The organism is Variovorax sp. V213, assembly GCF_041154455.1.
GTDB lineage: Bacteria > Pseudomonadota > Gammaproteobacteria > Burkholderiales > Burkholderiaceae_C > Variovorax.
Genome location: NZ_AP028664.1, coordinates 1,749,404 through 1,763,900, shown reverse-complemented (window position 1 = coordinate 1,763,900; position 14,497 = coordinate 1,749,404). Strand labels below are relative to the sequence as shown.

The 14,497-nt window shown below is 67.4% G+C and carries 14 protein-coding genes and 1 pseudogene; 6 read left to right on the top strand and 9 right to left on the bottom strand.

Annotation, left to right across the window (positions count from 1 at the left end; translation table 11 throughout):
- Positions 1-85: 85 nt before the first annotated feature.
- From ACAM55_RS08470 to ACAM55_RS08450, 5 genes are read right to left on the bottom strand one after another with little or no spacing between them, the layout of a single operon-like run.
- Complete coding sequence (locus tag ACAM55_RS08470) at positions 86-919, bottom strand: shikimate dehydrogenase (RefSeq protein ID WP_369655587.1); 834 nt, start codon at positions 917-919, stop codon at positions 86-88.
- Positions 920-944: 25 nt separating this feature from the next.
- Complete coding sequence (locus ACAM55_RS08465; RefSeq protein WP_369655586.1) at positions 945-1,955, bottom strand: TRAP transporter substrate-binding protein; 1,011 nt, start codon at positions 1,953-1,955, stop codon at positions 945-947.
- Positions 1,956-2,006: 51 nt separating this feature from the next.
- The gene (locus ACAM55_RS08460) at positions 2,007-3,287 is read right to left on the bottom strand and encodes a TRAP transporter large permease subunit (protein ID WP_369655585.1); all 1,281 of its coding nucleotides are present in this window, start codon (positions 3,285-3,287) and stop codon (positions 2,007-2,009) included.
- A gap of 15 nt (positions 3,288-3,302) precedes the next feature.
- Positions 3,303-3,863 (bottom strand): TRAP transporter small permease, encoded by a 561-nt coding sequence (locus ACAM55_RS08455; protein ID WP_369655584.1) that lies wholly within the window; start codon positions 3,861-3,863, stop codon positions 3,303-3,305.
- A 43-nt stretch (positions 3,864-3,906) separates the two neighbouring features.
- A complete protein-coding gene (locus ACAM55_RS08450) occupies positions 3,907-4,830 on the bottom strand; it encodes a shikimate dehydrogenase (protein ID WP_369655583.1) in 924 nt (307 codons plus the stop codon).
- A 200-nt stretch (positions 4,831-5,030) separates the two neighbouring features.
- On the opposite strand from ACAM55_RS08450, the gene ACAM55_RS08445 reads away from it, so the two are divergent.
- From ACAM55_RS08445 to ACAM55_RS08425, 5 genes are all read left to right on the top strand, one after another.
- Positions 5,031-5,825, top strand: a complete 795-nt coding sequence (locus tag ACAM55_RS08445) for an IclR family transcriptional regulator C-terminal domain-containing protein (protein ID WP_369655582.1) — start codon at positions 5,031-5,033, stop codon at positions 5,823-5,825.
- Between the two features lie 72 nt (positions 5,826-5,897).
- Positions 5,898-6,905, top strand: coding sequence for a Bug family tripartite tricarboxylate transporter substrate binding protein (locus tag ACAM55_RS08440; protein WP_369655581.1), 1,008 nt, complete (start codon positions 5,898-5,900; stop codon positions 6,903-6,905).
- Positions 6,906-7,036: 131 nt separating this feature from the next.
- Positions 7,037-7,702: a response regulator gene (locus ACAM55_RS08435; RefSeq protein ID WP_369655580.1), complete on the top strand. Its 666-nt coding sequence runs from the start codon at positions 7,037-7,039 to the stop codon at positions 7,700-7,702.
- Positions 7,703-7,714: 12 nt separating this feature from the next.
- Positions 7,715-9,121 (top strand): sensor histidine kinase N-terminal domain-containing protein, encoded by a 1,407-nt coding sequence (locus ACAM55_RS08430; RefSeq protein ID WP_369656355.1) that lies wholly within the window; start codon positions 7,715-7,717, stop codon positions 9,119-9,121.
- Between the two features lie 13 nt (positions 9,122-9,134).
- A complete protein-coding gene (locus tag ACAM55_RS08425; protein ID WP_369655579.1) occupies positions 9,135-10,154 on the top strand; it encodes a Bug family tripartite tricarboxylate transporter substrate binding protein in 1,020 nt (339 codons plus the stop codon).
- A gap of 6 nt (positions 10,155-10,160) precedes the next feature.
- Here ACAM55_RS08425 and ACAM55_RS08420 read toward each other — a convergent pair whose 3' ends face one another.
- Positions 10,161-10,922, bottom strand: coding sequence for a MarR family transcriptional regulator (locus ACAM55_RS08420; protein WP_369655578.1), 762 nt, complete (start codon positions 10,920-10,922; stop codon positions 10,161-10,163).
- Between the two features lie 70 nt (positions 10,923-10,992).
- On the opposite strand from ACAM55_RS08420, the gene ACAM55_RS08415 reads away from it, so the two are divergent.
- Positions 10,993-11,505 carry a hypothetical protein gene (locus ACAM55_RS08415; protein ID WP_369655577.1) on the top strand — a complete coding sequence of 171 codons (513 nt, stop codon included), beginning with the start codon at positions 10,993-10,995 and terminating at the stop codon, positions 11,503-11,505.
- Positions 11,506-11,524: 19 nt separating this feature from the next.
- On the opposite strand, the gene ACAM55_RS08410 is transcribed toward ACAM55_RS08415, so the two are convergent.
- The 3 genes and pseudogenes from ACAM55_RS08410 to ACAM55_RS08400 all read right to left on the bottom strand — a co-directional run bounded on the left by ACAM55_RS08410 (position 11,525) and on the right by ACAM55_RS08400 (position 14,496).
- A complete protein-coding gene (locus ACAM55_RS08410; protein WP_369655576.1) occupies positions 11,525-12,748 on the bottom strand; it encodes an ROK family protein in 1,224 nt (407 codons plus the stop codon).
- A pseudogene (locus ACAM55_RS08405) lies at positions 12,741-13,537 on the bottom strand (ATP-binding cassette domain-containing protein). Before ACAM55_RS08405 ends, ACAM55_RS08410 begins: the two are co-directional and overlap by 8 nt.
- Complete coding sequence (locus tag ACAM55_RS08400) at positions 13,537-14,496, bottom strand: ABC transporter permease (RefSeq protein WP_369655575.1); 960 nt, start codon at positions 14,494-14,496, stop codon at positions 13,537-13,539. The pseudogene ACAM55_RS08405 and the gene ACAM55_RS08400 overlap by 1 nt, the downstream one beginning before the upstream one ends.
- Position 14,497: the final 1 nt, after the last annotated feature.

Here is a 14,497-nt window from a genome sequence, read left to right as displayed (position 1 = left end):
TTGCGTAAAAAAATCAGGTGGGCGCAACGCGCATTACACCGCGCCTGCCACTTGGACCGCACGGCCACCCCGAAGGCGCCGCACTTCAGTAGCTGATCTTCGCCGTGGCGCGCAGCGCGTCGGCCGTGGCGGTGCCGAAGCCGAAAAACTCAAGGTATGCGGGAATCATCTCGAACAACATGTCGGTACCCACCTGCACGGCGCAGCCCTTGTCCAGCGCGGCGCGCAGCAGCGGCGTGTATTCCGACTTCATGACCACCTCGCCGACGAAGGTCGACGGTGCGATGCGGTCCACGTCGAATGGCAGCGGATCGCCTTCCTTCATGCCCAGCGGCGTGGCATTGACGATCACGTCGAAGCCCGCCGGATCGTTCGATCCCGTGGACACGGCGAGCGCGGGATAGTGCGCGCGCAGGCGTCCGGCAAGCGCATCGGCCGAAGCCGTGTTGGCGTCGAAGAGCGCGATTTGCGCCACGCCGGCCGCCGCGAGCGAAGCCGCGATCGCGGAGCCCACGCCCCCGCTTCCGGAAACCAGCACGCGCGCGCCCTCGAGCGCGCGGCCCTTGCGCAGAACGCCGCGCACAAAGCCCGCGCCGTCGAACTGGTCGCCCACCAGCGTGCCGTCGGCGCGCTTGAGCACGGCGTTGCAGGCACCGGCGATCCGTGCCGTTGGCGTTACCTCGCCGACCAGGCCCATGGTGGTGATCTTGTGCGGCATGGTCACCAGCGCGCCCCGGATGTTGGTGAGCCGGAACAGCGCGGCGAAAGCCGCGGGATAGTCCTCGGGCTTCACGCCCATCGGCACCACGACCGCGTCGATGCCCTGCTTCTCGAACCAGGGGTTGTAAATCATCGGCGCCTTGAAGCTTTCGGTGGGAAAGCCCAGGTGCGCCACGAGGGTGGTCTTGCCGGTGATCATGAAGTCCTTCGCTTGGCTTTTGGATTTACTTTCGAACCTTGGCGATCTCGGCGTACAGGTCTTTCACCACGGCCTCGCCCACCAGGGCACTGTGCTTGTCCACCACCGGCTTGACCTTGTCGCGAAGGCGCTGCATTTCGGCGGGGCTGAACTCGGTCACCTGCATGCCGGCCTTCTTGAGGTCCTCCAGAGCGGCTTGCGCCTGGCCACGCGACATTTCACGCTCGAACTTGGTGGCTTCTGCGGCCGCCTCGGTCATGACCTTCTTCTCGGCATCGCTGAGCGAATCCCAGAGCTTCTTGCCGACGATCAGCGCCTGCGGGTTGTAGACGTGCTGCGTCAGCGCCAGGTGCTTCTGCACTTCGGCGAACTTCGACGTGCGGATGACGGTGTTCGGATTCTCCTGGCCATCGACCGCCTTTTGCTCGAGCGCCGGGTAGAGCTCGGGGAACGGCATGGGCGTGGCGTTGGCACCCAGCGCGGTAAAGAGGTCGATGTAGATGGGCGACTGGATCACGCGGATCTTCAGGCCGGCCAGGTCTTCCACCTTGTTGATCGGACGCTTGCTGTTGGTCACGTTGCGAAAGCCGAGGTCCCAGTACCCGAGGCCGATGAGGTTCTTGGCAGCGAGTTCAGTAAAGAGCTTCTTGCCGAAAGGCCCATCGGTCACCGCGTCGGCTTCCTGCGGGTTGGCGAACAGGAACGGGAAATCGAACACCGCGAAGGCCTTGACCTGGTTGGAGAGGATGCCGGCATTGAGCACGGTCATCTCGATGGTCCCGCCCTGGATGGCCGAGACGGTCTGCACGTCGCCGCCGAGCGTGCCGCCGGGGAACAGCTTGACCTGCATCTTGTTGCCCGACTTCTGCGCGACGAGTTCGCCGAACTTCTTCGCACCCAGGGCCTGCGGATGATCGCCCTGGTTCTGGAACGCGAACTTGATCGAACGCTCCTTGATGTCCTGTGCAACGGCCGCGGCCACGGGCAGCAGCATTGCAACGCCGAGGCAAAGGGCACGGGTGATGGTCTTCTTCATGGCTTGTCTCCTTGGGGGTTTGAATCGAAACAGGGAACGTGGAACGCGGGGTCAGTTGGCAAACCAGCGCATGGGCACCAGCACCAGCGAGGGAAAAAATACGAGCAGGAACATCACGATGAACTGCGCCGTCATGAACGGCAGCACGCCGCGCGTCACCTCGTCCATCTTCATCTTGCCGACGCCCGCCACGACGTTGAGCACGGTGCCCACCGGAGGCGTGATCAGCCCGATGGCGTTGTTGATGATGAACAGCACGCCGAAGTAGACCGGGTCGATGCCCGCGGCCTTGACCACCGGCATCAGCACCGGCGTGAGAATCAGGATGGTCGGCGTCATGTCCATGGCCGTGCCGACCGCCATCACGAGCACCATGATCGCAATCAGCAGCAAGGTCTTGTTGCCCATGAAGGGCTCCAGCAGGCTGATGAGCTTGCTCGGCAGGTCGGCCACCGTGATGAGCCAGGCCGAAACCATGGCCGCGGCCACCAGGAACATGATCACGGCCGTGGTCTTGGCCGCGCTCACGAAGACCTCGTAGAGCTGAGCGACGCTCATCTCGCGGTAGACCACCATCGCGACGAACAGCGCGTACACAGCCGCGACGACGGCTGCCTCGGTGGGCGTGAACACGCCCATCTTGAGACCCACCAGCACGATCACAGGAAGGAACAACGCCCACAGCGACTCCTTGAAGGCCTTCGCGCGCTCGGCGCCGGTGGCCTTGGGCGCCGGCTGGATATTTTCGCGCTTGGCGACCCACCACCACGCGACGGCGATGCCCAGCCCCAGCATGATGCCGGGCACGATGCCCGCGAGGAACAGCTTGCTGATCGACACGTTGGCCGCAACGCCGAAGATCACGAACCCGATCGACGGCGGAATGACCGGCGCGATGATGCCGGCCGAGGCGATGAGACCCGCGGCACGCGCCTTGTCGTGGCCCGCACGCACCATCATCGGCAGCAGCAGCGCCGCGAGCGCCGCGGTGTCCGCTACCGCCGAGCCCGACAGCGCGGCCAGCAGGCAGGCCGCCAGGATGGCCACGAAGCCCAGGCCGCCGCGGCGATGGCCGACGAGCGTCAGGGCGAGGTTGACGATGCGCTTGGAAAGGCCGCCGACATTCATGATCTCGCCGGCCAGCATGAAGAAGGGAACGGCAAGCAGCGGGAAGCTGTCGGCGCCGTTCACCACGTTCTGCGCCAGGATCTGCGCGTCGAACAGGTCGAGGTGGTACATCAGCGCCACGCCCGAGAGCAGCAGCGAATAGGCAATGGGAATGCCCAGCGCCATGGCGGCGAGCAACGAGCCGAGGAAGATGAATACGGTCATGGCGGGTTCCGGCTCTCAGCGCTTGTCGTGGGTGTTGCGTTCGATCGCATCGTCGCGCCCGAGCTGCGCCAGGTCTTCCGACTCCTGCACCATCACGAGTTCTTCTTCGCTCAACTGGCCGGTGAGCGCACGCACCAGGTCGCTCAGCAGGAACACCGCCGCCGAGGCTGCGAACACGATGCCCGAGGCGTAGAAGATCGCGGTCGATGCGCCGGTGACCGGCGCCTCCACGTCCCAGTTGATCTTTGCCTGCGCGAGGCTGCCGCTGAACAGCAGCCAGGTTGCGTACAGCATGAGCAGATGGCCGATGACAAGGCAGATCTTCTTGCCCAGCACCGGCAGGCGTGCCACCAGGAAGTCGGTGCCCAGGTGCGCGCGCTCCTTGACCGCGACCACGGCCCCGAGGAACGTGACCCAGACGAAGAGCCACCGCGACACTTCCTCCGACACCGTGATGCCCGAGTTGAAGGCGTAGCGAAGCACCACGTTGCCGAACACCAGCACGACCATGATGGCAAGCGCCAACGCGATCAACGCATCGAGCACCTTGCAGTAGCCGTCGAATATCTTTGTCATTGCGTCTCCTCCTTGATATGGGTTTTGGTTTCGCCGCTTGGGGTCAAGCCACGCTCGGCGAGCGGTAGCGCAGGGGCATGCGGATCTCGGCGTGCATGGCCGGCGGATAGACGATCTCGCGCAGAAAGTCGGCGTCGTCGCGCACCCCCTGCGCCGCATCGGCATGGCCGAAATACCCGAGGTAGTGCGGCATCTGCTGGATCAGCATCTCGAAGCCGGCCTGCGCGTTGAGACCGCGCGCACGCGCCGCGCGCACCAGCGGCGTCGGCTGGTTGCGCAGCAGGATGTCGAACAGCGCGGCATGGCGGTCCAAGCGGGCGACATCGACGGGAAGCGCGTCGTTCTCATCCAGTCCGAGCGGCGTGGCGTTGATCACCAGGTCGTAGCCTTCGGGCGCGTTGCTGTCGGCGACGGCCACATCGGCATCGAAGAACGCGTCGAGCTTGGCAGCGACGCCGGCGGCCTTGCCGGCCGAGGTGTCATAGAAGGCAATGTGCTCGGCGCCATCGACCGTGCCGCCTTCGGCCAGCGCCACGCCGATGGCGGCGGCGCTCACGCCGGCACCGAGGATCAGCACCCGCTTGCCGCGAAACGGAATATTGAAGTGGTCCAGCGCACCCACGAGGCCTTCGCCGTCGAACAGGTCACCCTCCAATTCGTTGTTCTCGATGCGGCGCACCACGTTGACCGAACCCGCCACGCGGCCAAACAGGCCGCAGCCGTCGAGCAGGTCGACCACCAGCGGCTTGTGCGGCGGCGCGATCACCATGCCGCGCACGTTGCGGGCCAGGAAAGCCGACTTGAAGAACACCGCGAAGTCGCGCAGCGGCACCTGCACGGGCAACAGCACCGCGTCGATGCCGAAACGCTCGAAGACGGCATTGAACAACCTCGGCAGGCGCACGTTGCGCACGGGGTCGCCGGGGATCAGGTACGCCAGGGTGCTGCCAGTGATGGAGGTGGTCATGTCTTGCCTCTTTTGTGCGGCAATCGCTCCAGGGCCATTGCCAAGCCGAACTCTATCCATCTCGCCACCCCAGTCACCCTCGGGGCAGGCCTAATTTGGCCGACAATCGTGCCGATGCGTTCGTTTATCGTACAAAAACAGGGTTTATCCCGATCCAGGCTGGAGGCGGAGGCGCCCGCGGCGCCTGCACACTTCCGCCCATGAGCACCGATCTCACCGATCTTTCTCCCGCCCCGGCCGGCCTCGACAAGCGCGACTGGATCGCCGGCCTGGAGCGCGGCGTGAGCATCATCGAGGCCTTCGACGACGCCCATCCGCGCCTCACCGCAAGCCAGGCCGGCGAGCGCACCGGCATGACGCGCACGGCCGCGCGGCGCTACCTGCTGACGCTGCAGCACATGGGCTATGTGGCAAGCGACGGCAAGCTGTTCTGGCTCACGCCGCGCGTGCTGCGGCTGGGGCAGTCGTATCTCGACTCGGCGCGGCTGCCGCGCATCGTCCAGCCCTTCTTGCAGCGCGTGGCGGCCGGCACGCACGAGATCGCCTATCTGAGCGTGATGGACGGCGACGAGGTGGTCTACATCGCCCGCAACGGCCCCAACCGAAGCATGAGCACCGGCTACGTGCTGGGCGCGCGCGTGCCGGCGCAGGTCACGGCCGCCGGCATGCTGATGCTCGCGCTGCGCGGCGAGGCCGAGTTGTCCGAGTGGCTGGCCAACCGGCAGCTGCAGGTGTTCACCTCGTACACCATTGCGAGCATGGAGCGCATGAAGCTCGAGCTGGCGCGCATCCGCGCGCAGGGCTGGGCGCTGTCGGAACAGCAGCTCGATCTCAATTCGCGCGGCATTGCGGTGCCGCTGCGCGACCGGCACGGCACGCTGGTCGGCGCGCTCAACATCACGATGCCGATGGGCCACGAAAGCTCCGAAGACGCGGTGGCGCGGGTGCTGCCGGTGCTGCGCGAAACGGCGCAAGCCATGCGCAACCTGATCTGACTGACAGCTTTCCGACAGCCTCCGTGGAGCAGGATGCGGCTTTCTTTCAAACAAGCGATGGAGACAAGCACCATGTCCGACAACTTCCTGAACGACCCGCAGCCCACGCGCCGCCAGTGGCTGCAGGGCGGCAGCGCACTGGCCCTGGGTGGCCTGCTGCCGTCGATGGCCTCCGCGCAAGCCGGCTGGCCCAGCAAATCGGTGCGCTTCGTGGTGCCTTTCGCGCCGGGCGGCAGCTCGGAGATCGTGGCGCGCTCCACGGCGGCCGAACTCTCGCGCACACTGGGCCAGAGCGTCTTCGTCGACAACAAGCCGGGCGCAGCGGGCAACATTGCCATGAGCGAAGTGGCGCGCAGCACCGACCAGCACACGCTGATCCTGGGCCACATCGGCACGCTGGCGGTGAACCCGTACATCTTTGCCAAGCTGCCCTACGACCCCAACAAGGACTTCAAGCCCGTGAGCCTGCTGGCCAAGGTGCCGAGTCTCTACGTGGTGCACCCCGACGTGCCGGCACAGAACCTGAAGGAGTTCATCGCCTATGCCAAGTCGAAGCCGGGCAAGCTGAGCTACGGTTCGGCGGGCAACGGCAGCGCGGGCCACCTGGCCTTCGAATACCTGAAGATGACGGCCAACGTCTTCATGCTGCACGTGCCTTACCGCGGCACCGGACCGATGGTGACCGACCTGCTCTCGGGCCGCCTCGATGCCTCGGCCATCGGCGCGGCGGCGATCATTCCCTTCATCAAGGCCGGCAAGGTGCGTTGTATCGCCACCGGCTCGGCCAAGCGCCTGCCACAGCTGCCCGACGTCGCCACGGTGGCCGAGCAAGGCTTTCCGGGCTTCGAGATGACGCAGTGGTACGGCATGCTCGCGCCGGCGAACATCGAGCCCGCGAACCTGGCCAAGCTGTCGGCCGAAACGATGAAGGCCGTGAAGTCGCCCGATTCGATGCAGCGGTTGACCGCTGACGCGGCCGAGGCCGTCGGCGGCACGCCCGAGCAGTTCGCGCAGTTCATCGCGGCCGAACAAGCACGCTGGCAGAAGGTGATCGCAAGGGCAAACATCAAGCCGGACTGATTGGCACACCCCCAGTCTTCGCGCACTTCGTGTCGCTTCGCCAACCTCCTTGCAGGGGGCAACACCAGCGGCCCGGCAAAGCCGGTTCCGCGGTGTTCCCCGAAAAGACCTGGCGCCACTAGCATCACCCCATGCGCATTCTCTTGGCCGAAGACGAACACACCCTGGGCACCTGGCTCTGCAAGGCGCTGGAGCATGCGGGTATCCAGGTCGAATGGGTGGACGACGGCCGGCTGGCGGACCGTGCGCTGCAGCAGCGCGACCACGACGCGCTGGTGCTCGACCTGGGCCTGCCGGGCATGGACGGCCACACGGTGCTGCAGCGCCTGCGCGAACGCGACCAGCGGCTGCCGGCACTGATCCTCACGGCGCGCGATTCGCTGGGCGAGCGCGTGGCCTCGCTCAACGCCGGTGCCGACGATTTCCTGGCCAAGCCCTTTGCATTGGCCGAACTCGAGGCGCGGCTGCATGCGCTGGTGCGCCGCGCGCGCGGCGTCGAGCATCCGCGCCTGGCGTGCGGCCCGCTGGTGTACGACAGCGCACGCCGGCAGTTCGCGCTGAAGGGCGAGGCCTTGGCGCTGTCGCCGCGCGAACTGGCCGTGCTGCGCGTGCTGGTGCAGCGCAGCGGCGAGCCCTTGTCGAAGCAGCAGATTCTCGAACGGGTGTTTTCCGACGACGAAGAAGTGCACCCCGAGGCCGTCGAAGTGCTTGTCTACCGGCTGCGCAGGCGGCTCGACGGCACCGGCGTGCGCATCGTCACGCTGCGCGGCCTGGGCTATGTGCTGGAAGCGGACTGAGTGCGCGTGACACTGGGCATCGCCAACCGGTTGCGGCGCGCGAGCCTGTGGCGGCGGCTCGCGCTGCTGCTGTTCCCTGCCCTGCTGGTGGTCACGGGCCTCGAGTTGTGGATGACGCGGCATGACGCGCTCGCCGCCGCCAACGCGGCCTATGACCGCTCGCTGCTGGGCGCCTTGAAGTCCATCGACGCCAACATCTCTACCGCGTCGGGCGGCCTCTCGGTGGAGCTGCCCTACGCGATGTTCGAGTTCTTCGAGCTGACGGCCAGCGGCCAGGTGTTCTTTCGCGTAGCGACTTCCGACGGGCTGGTCGAGCTCGGCAGCGCCGACCTGCCCGCGCCGCCCACCGAACTGGCGATGGGCGTGCCGGCCTTCTACGACGCAACCTACTTCGGCGAGGCCGTGCGGCTCGCCGCCTACCGGCGCGACCTCGACCGTGCGCCCGCCGGCAGCACCGGCCGCAGCGTGTTGATCCAGGTGGGCGAGAGCACGCGCTCGCGCAAGGAGTTCAGCACGCGCTTCGTGCGCAGCGCCGCGTTGCGCGATGGGCTGGTGCTGGTGCTGCTGCTGTGCGGCACCGCCATTGCACTCGCGGCGGCACTGCGGCCGCTGTCGCGGCTCGCACGCGAGGTGCAGGCCCGCACGCCCGACGACCTGACGCGCATCGCCGAAACCGACCTGCCCGCCGAAGTGCGCCCGCTGGTGGACGCGGTCAACCAGCAGATGTCGCGCACGCAGGATCTCGTGACGCAGCAGCGCCAGTTTCTCGACGATGCCTCGCACCAGTTGCGCACGCACCTGACCACGCTGCAGATGCAAGCCGACTACGCCAGGCGCGAAGAAGACCCGGCGCAGGTGCGGGCCGCGCTCGATGCGCTCGGCACCGAGATCGGCCGCGCGACGCGCAGCGCGCAGCAGTTGCTCGCGCTCGGCCGCAGCGACACGGTGGCGGTGGAACCCGCCGAGTTCGACCTTGCCGCGCTGTTGCGCGAAGTGGCCGTCGATCTGCTGCCGCTGGCACGCGCCAAGCGCATCGACCTGGGCATCCATGCACCCGCGCCGGAGTTCTTCGCGGTCGCGGACCGGGGCCTGCTGCGCGAGGCCTTGAGCAACCTCGTGACGAACGCCATCACCTACACGCCGGCCGAAGGAACCATCACCCTCTTCGCAGCCGGCGATGCCGCGGGCTGGAGCCTCAACGTAGAAGACGACGGCCCCGGCCTGGGCGAAGAAGAGCGTGCCGCGCTGGGCCAGCGCTTTCGCCGTGGCGCGCGTGCGGGCCAGGGCGGCTTCGGCCTCGGGCTGGCCATTGCGCGTTCGATCGCGCAGCGCCACCGGGGTGAACTGCGGCTCGAGGCGCGCGAAGCCGGCGCGGGACTGCATGCCATCATCTGGTGGCCCCGGCCGGCGGCCAGCTAGCAGCCCACCTTCCATGCAGATCCCCTTCTCCAACCGCCGACATGCGCTGCGCGCGTTGTCCGCGCTGCTGATCCCCGGCATCGCCTGCCGGGCCGCTGCGCAATCCGGCGATCCGTCATTGGCCGCGGCCGACTGCGTGATTCCCGCCAAGGCCGGCGGCGGCTTCGAACTCACCTGCGCCCTCGCGCGCGATGCACTGCAGGCGGTGCGCCCTTCGCGTCCGCCACTGACCCAGCGCTACCTCCCGGGCGGCATCGGCGCGGTCGCCTTCGACCGCATCGCCACCGGCCAGCTCGGCGGGCCGGGCACGCTGGTCGCGTTCTCCAGCGGCTCGCTGCTCAACCTCGCGCAGGGCCGCTTCGGCCCGCATCCCCCTTCGGCCGTGCGCTGGATCGCCACGCTGGGCACTGACTACGGCGTGATCGCCGTGCACCGCGACTCGCCTTACCAGCGACTGCAAGACTTGGTCGCCGCTCTGCGGCAAGACCCCTCGCGCATGGCCTTCGGCGCGGGCGGCACGGTCGGCAGCCAGGACTGGGTGAAGGCCGCGCTGCTGGTGCGCGCCGCGGGGCGCGATCACAAGGCGATGCGCTTCGTCTCCTTCGAAGGCGGCGGCGATGCGCTGGGCGCGCTGCAGGGCAAGCACGTCGACGTGTTCCCGGGCGATGCGGCCGAGGCGCTGCAGGCCATCGCGGGCGGCGCGGCAGTGCGTCTGCTGGCCGTGCTGTCGGAGACGCGGCTCGGCGGTGCGCTCACCGGCGTGCCGACCGCACGCGAGCAAGGCGTGGACATCGTCTGGCCGACCGTGCGCGGCCTGTACCTCAGCGCGAACGTGCCCGACGCTGCCGTGCGCGCATGGACCGCCGCGTTTGCGGAAGCCACTGCCGCGCCGGGCTACGCCGCGCTGCGCGAACGGCACGGCCTTTATCCCTTCGCGCTCACCGGCGCCGCGCTCGGCGACTACGTGCAGGCCCGCATCAAGACCTACCAGGCACTCGCGGAGGAGCTCGGCTTGCGCCGGTGGAAGCCCTGACCGAGCTCACGCCGAAGGGCGTGACAGCGTTGCCAATTTCTTCTTCGCGCTTTGCAAGAGGCCGAGCCTCTCGACGGGCAGTTGAGCCTTCGTATCCCCCAGCGCGATGATCTCGAGCGCACAGGGCGCCGCCAGCTTCGACGCGAGTGGGTCGTGCGGCGTCAGGCTGTTGAACCTGGCGTGCGAGATGACGTGCATCTTCAGATGGCGGTGGATGTTCTTCGACAGTTTCTGACAGGCGGCCGTCATGGCAGCTTCGTCGGGCGTCAGCTGGCCGTGCACGACGAGGAGTTCCACGGTGCCGTCCTTGTCCTCACCCAGAACGAAGGCGCGCAAGACCGAATCCTTGAACTTGGCGCGAAGCATCGAGCGAACCGGCTCTGCGGCGGCGAACGACTTCAGCGCGATGTTGCGCAGTTCGTCATGGAAGAGGAACGAGCGATCGATCGAAACGGTTTCGGCCTGGTCGGCCTTCGGTTTTTGCCGCTTCAGGATGCCGCTGCTGACAAGGTGCTCCAGGGTGCGCGTCACATCGGCGGGGTCGAGCTTCGAACGCTGGGCCAGATCGCTGGAAGAAAACTGTTGGTCGGGAGCCGCGTAGGCGACCATTAAAAGCTTTTGCACCTCAGGGGCGAAAAGGAAATCTGCGGAGCTCATTTTTTTCCGGTTTTCGACAAGTGGATCGCATTTTCGGCCCCGCGAACGGGTCAGCGCCCCCGATGCGGTTTTATCCACGGCGTTTTCGGGACGAATTCCGTAGGGGCGCATGGTGCAGGCCTACAGCGGCGCTCGACGCCGGCCATCAAGAATGCCTGAACACGAACAAGGAGCTTCAGCCATGGAACAGACGATGGACAAGCCGGGCATGGCCGCGGCGCGGAAGTCGCGGGCCGCCGCGCCCCGATCCAGCTTCGGCTCAGGCTCCGAACGGTACTGGGCACCGTGCCTGGCCGTGGCGCTGCTGGCGGTGTTTCTCTTCTATGTGGCATTGAAAGACCTGGTGCACGAGAGCGCCGCGCGCGCGCCAACCTTGCCGCCCGCGGTCATGCCAGCCCACGTCGAGGCCACCGTGCCGGCCGGCAACCGCACGGCGACACGGTCGTCCGAGGAACCGGCCTTGCCAACGCCCCATCGCGCGCCGCTGGCGAACGCCACCTTCGAGACCGCGGTGATCGCACCCTTGGTGGTTCCCACGCAGCCGCACGCAGAGGCCGTGCCCGCCTTCGTCGAGGTGCACAAGTGCGTGACGCCCGAGGGCGATGCCGCCTATTCCGACGGGCCTTGCCCCGAGGGCGCACGCGCGAGCACGCTGCGAGTGCCGCGCAACCTGCAAGCAGCGGCGAGGCCGTAAGCGGCTCGGGCCGGCCGCCTCAGGCCGCCTTCAGGAACACGTCGTGGTCCGGCGCGAAGTTGGCGTGCAGCGGCAGCATCGCACCGCCCAGCGCGCAGGCTTGCGCACCGGCCCTTCCGCCATGCAGGCGCGGCTGCCAGATGCCTTCCCAGTTGCACCGGCCCAGAGCAGCGCGCGTCTGCTCCAGCAGCGCCTCCAGCAGCGAACGCGACATCGAGCCGTCCATCACCACGTCGGCGAGGTCGAGCACCGCCGTGCCGCTTGCAATGGCATGGGCCAGCGCCACCGATGCCGAGGCAAGCCAGGCTTGCGTTGCCGCCGCAAAAGGCGCCTGCAAGGCGCGGTCGTCGTAGGCCGCGGTGGCATCGAGGCCCTCCCTGCGCAGGCGCTGCTCCAGCTCCCAGAGCGAGGCCACGGCAATCAGCTGTTGCGCGGGCGCACCGCCGGCCGCAGCAGGCTGCATGGGCAGCGAAGCCAACGCCCCCGCGTTGCCGTGCGCGCCGGTATGCAGGTGCGAGTTGATGACGAGCCCGCCGCCCACGAAGGTGTCGACGAACACATACAGAAAACTCTTGAGATCGTGGCCACGGCCCGTGACCAGCTCGGCCACGCAGGCGGCCACGGTGTCGCGCGCATAACCCACCGGCACCTCGGTGCGCGCGCGTACCTCGGCGGCCAGATCCATCTGGTTCCACACGTCGGACTGCGCCTTCGACAAGCCGAGCGTGCGGTGCCAGCCGCCCAGCTGGAACGGCGCGGCCAGCCCCGCGCCCACGGTGCGCACCGCCAGCGGGCCCAGTCCGTCGCGCAGCCGGTGGATGTGCTGCGCAATCGCGGGCAGCAGCTGCTCCGCATCGGGAAACTCGTAGCTGATGGCATGGCGCTCGCGCACCTGCGCGGCAAAGTCGATGAGCAGCCATTCGGCACCCCGCCGGCCCACCTTGATGCCGATGGCAAAGGCCCCGTCAGGGTTGAGCGCCAGCGGTACCGAAGGCTGCCCGATGCGGCCGCGCACGCGGCCCTGCTTGACGATGAGCTGGTCTTCCTCCAGCCGCGCGGTGATGAGCCCGATGGTCTGCGCGCTCAGCCCGGTGAGCCGCGCGAGCTCGGCCTTGGGCAGGCTGGTGTGAACGCGCAGCGCCTGCAGCACCACGCGTTCGTTGAACTGGCGCATGCCGACCTGGTTGGAGCCGCGCGGGCGCAACAGGTCGGGTGGGCGCGCAGCAGCTTCTGCATCAGGCATGGGCCTCCGCGGGCAGCTGGTCGGCAGTCATGGCGCCGGTCATCACGGCCACCGTGTCGCTCATGCTGATCTTCTTCGGGTTGAGCACAGCCGCGCGCTTGCCGAGCCGCGCCACGTGGATGCGGTCGGCCACCTCGAACACATGCGGCATGTTATGGCTGATGAGCACCACCGGCAGGCCACGATCGCGCACGCGGCGGATCAGCTCGAGCACCATGTTGCCTTCCTTCACGCCGAGTGCGGCGGTCGGCTCGTCCATGATGACCACGTGCCGCGCGAAGGCCGCGCTGCGCGCCACGGCCACGCACTGGCGCTGGCCGCCGGAGAGCGTTTCCACCGCCTGCGTCATCGACTGGATGCCGACCTTCAGGTCCGCCATGCGTGCGCTGCTCTCCTGCAGCATCTTCTTCTTGTCGAGCATGCGCAGCACATTGCCCATGAAGCCCGGGCGGCGCAGCTCGCGGCGAGAAAGAGGTTCTCGTAGATGGTCATGGCCGGCGCCACGGCCAGGTCTTGATAAACCGTCTCGATGCCGGCGCGGCGCGCGTCGAGCGGATTGCGAAAGTGCACGGGTGCGCCGTCGAGCAGGATTTCGCCCTGGTCGGGCACGATGGCGCCCGAAAGCGCCTTGATGAGCGACGACTTGCCCGCGCCGTTGTCGCCGATCACCGCGAGGATTTCTCCTTCGCGCAGCTCGAAGTCGACACCGTCTAGCGCCGTGACGTGGCCATAGCGCTTCACCAGGCCCTTGGCCTGCATGATGATTTTCGGATTTGCCACAGTGTTCATCAGCGGGCTCCCCGGCGCGAGAGTTGATCGGCCGCCACGGCAAGAATCACCAGCACGCCCGTAACCAGCACCTGGTAGATCGACGAGACGCCCATCAGCGTGAGCCCGTTGCGGAACACGCCGACGATCAGCACGCCGATGAGCGAACCCAGCACCACGCCGCGGCCGCCGAACAGGCTGGTGCCGCCAAGCACCACGGCCGTGATGGCATCAAGGTTTTCGGTCTGCCCCGCGTTCGGGTCGCCCACGCCGGTGCGCGCCACCGACAGCAGCGAGGCAATGCCGTAGAGCACGCCCGCGGCCACATACGCGCCCAGAAGCACGCGTTGGGTGGGAATGCCGACCAGGCGCGTGGCCTCGGCGTTGTTGCCTACTGCGTAGATATGCCGGCCCGCCGCCGTCTCGCGCAGCACGAACCATGCGAGCAGATAGAGCACCAGCATCAGCACCGCGCCCCAGGTCACTTCGGCGCTGCCGATGGTGAAGGTGGTGCCCAGCCCCGTGAGGCCGGCGGGCAGATCGGTAATGGTCTGCGAGGACGAATACAGCTGCGTAATCGCAAACGCGATGTTCAGCGTGCCCAGCGTCACGATGAACGGCGGCAGCTTGATGCGCGTGACCAGCAAACCGTTGAGCAGGCCGAACAGCGTCGTCACACCGATGCCACACAAAATGGCCACCGGCACCGGCAGCCCGAGCTCGGTGGCGAACTTGCTCATGATGATGCTGCCCAGCGCCATCACCATGCCGCACGACAGGTCGATGCCCGCCGTGAGAATGATCAGCGTCTGGCCGATGGCGATCACGCCGACCACCATCACCTGCTGCATGATCAGCGAGAGGTTGCCGCCCGTCAGAAAGCGGTCGGACTGGGTCGCAAAGAAGATGCATGCGCCAAGCAGGGCCAGCCACGGCCCCAGGGCGCCCCACGGAATGTGGTGCGTCGGAGATTTCGCCATC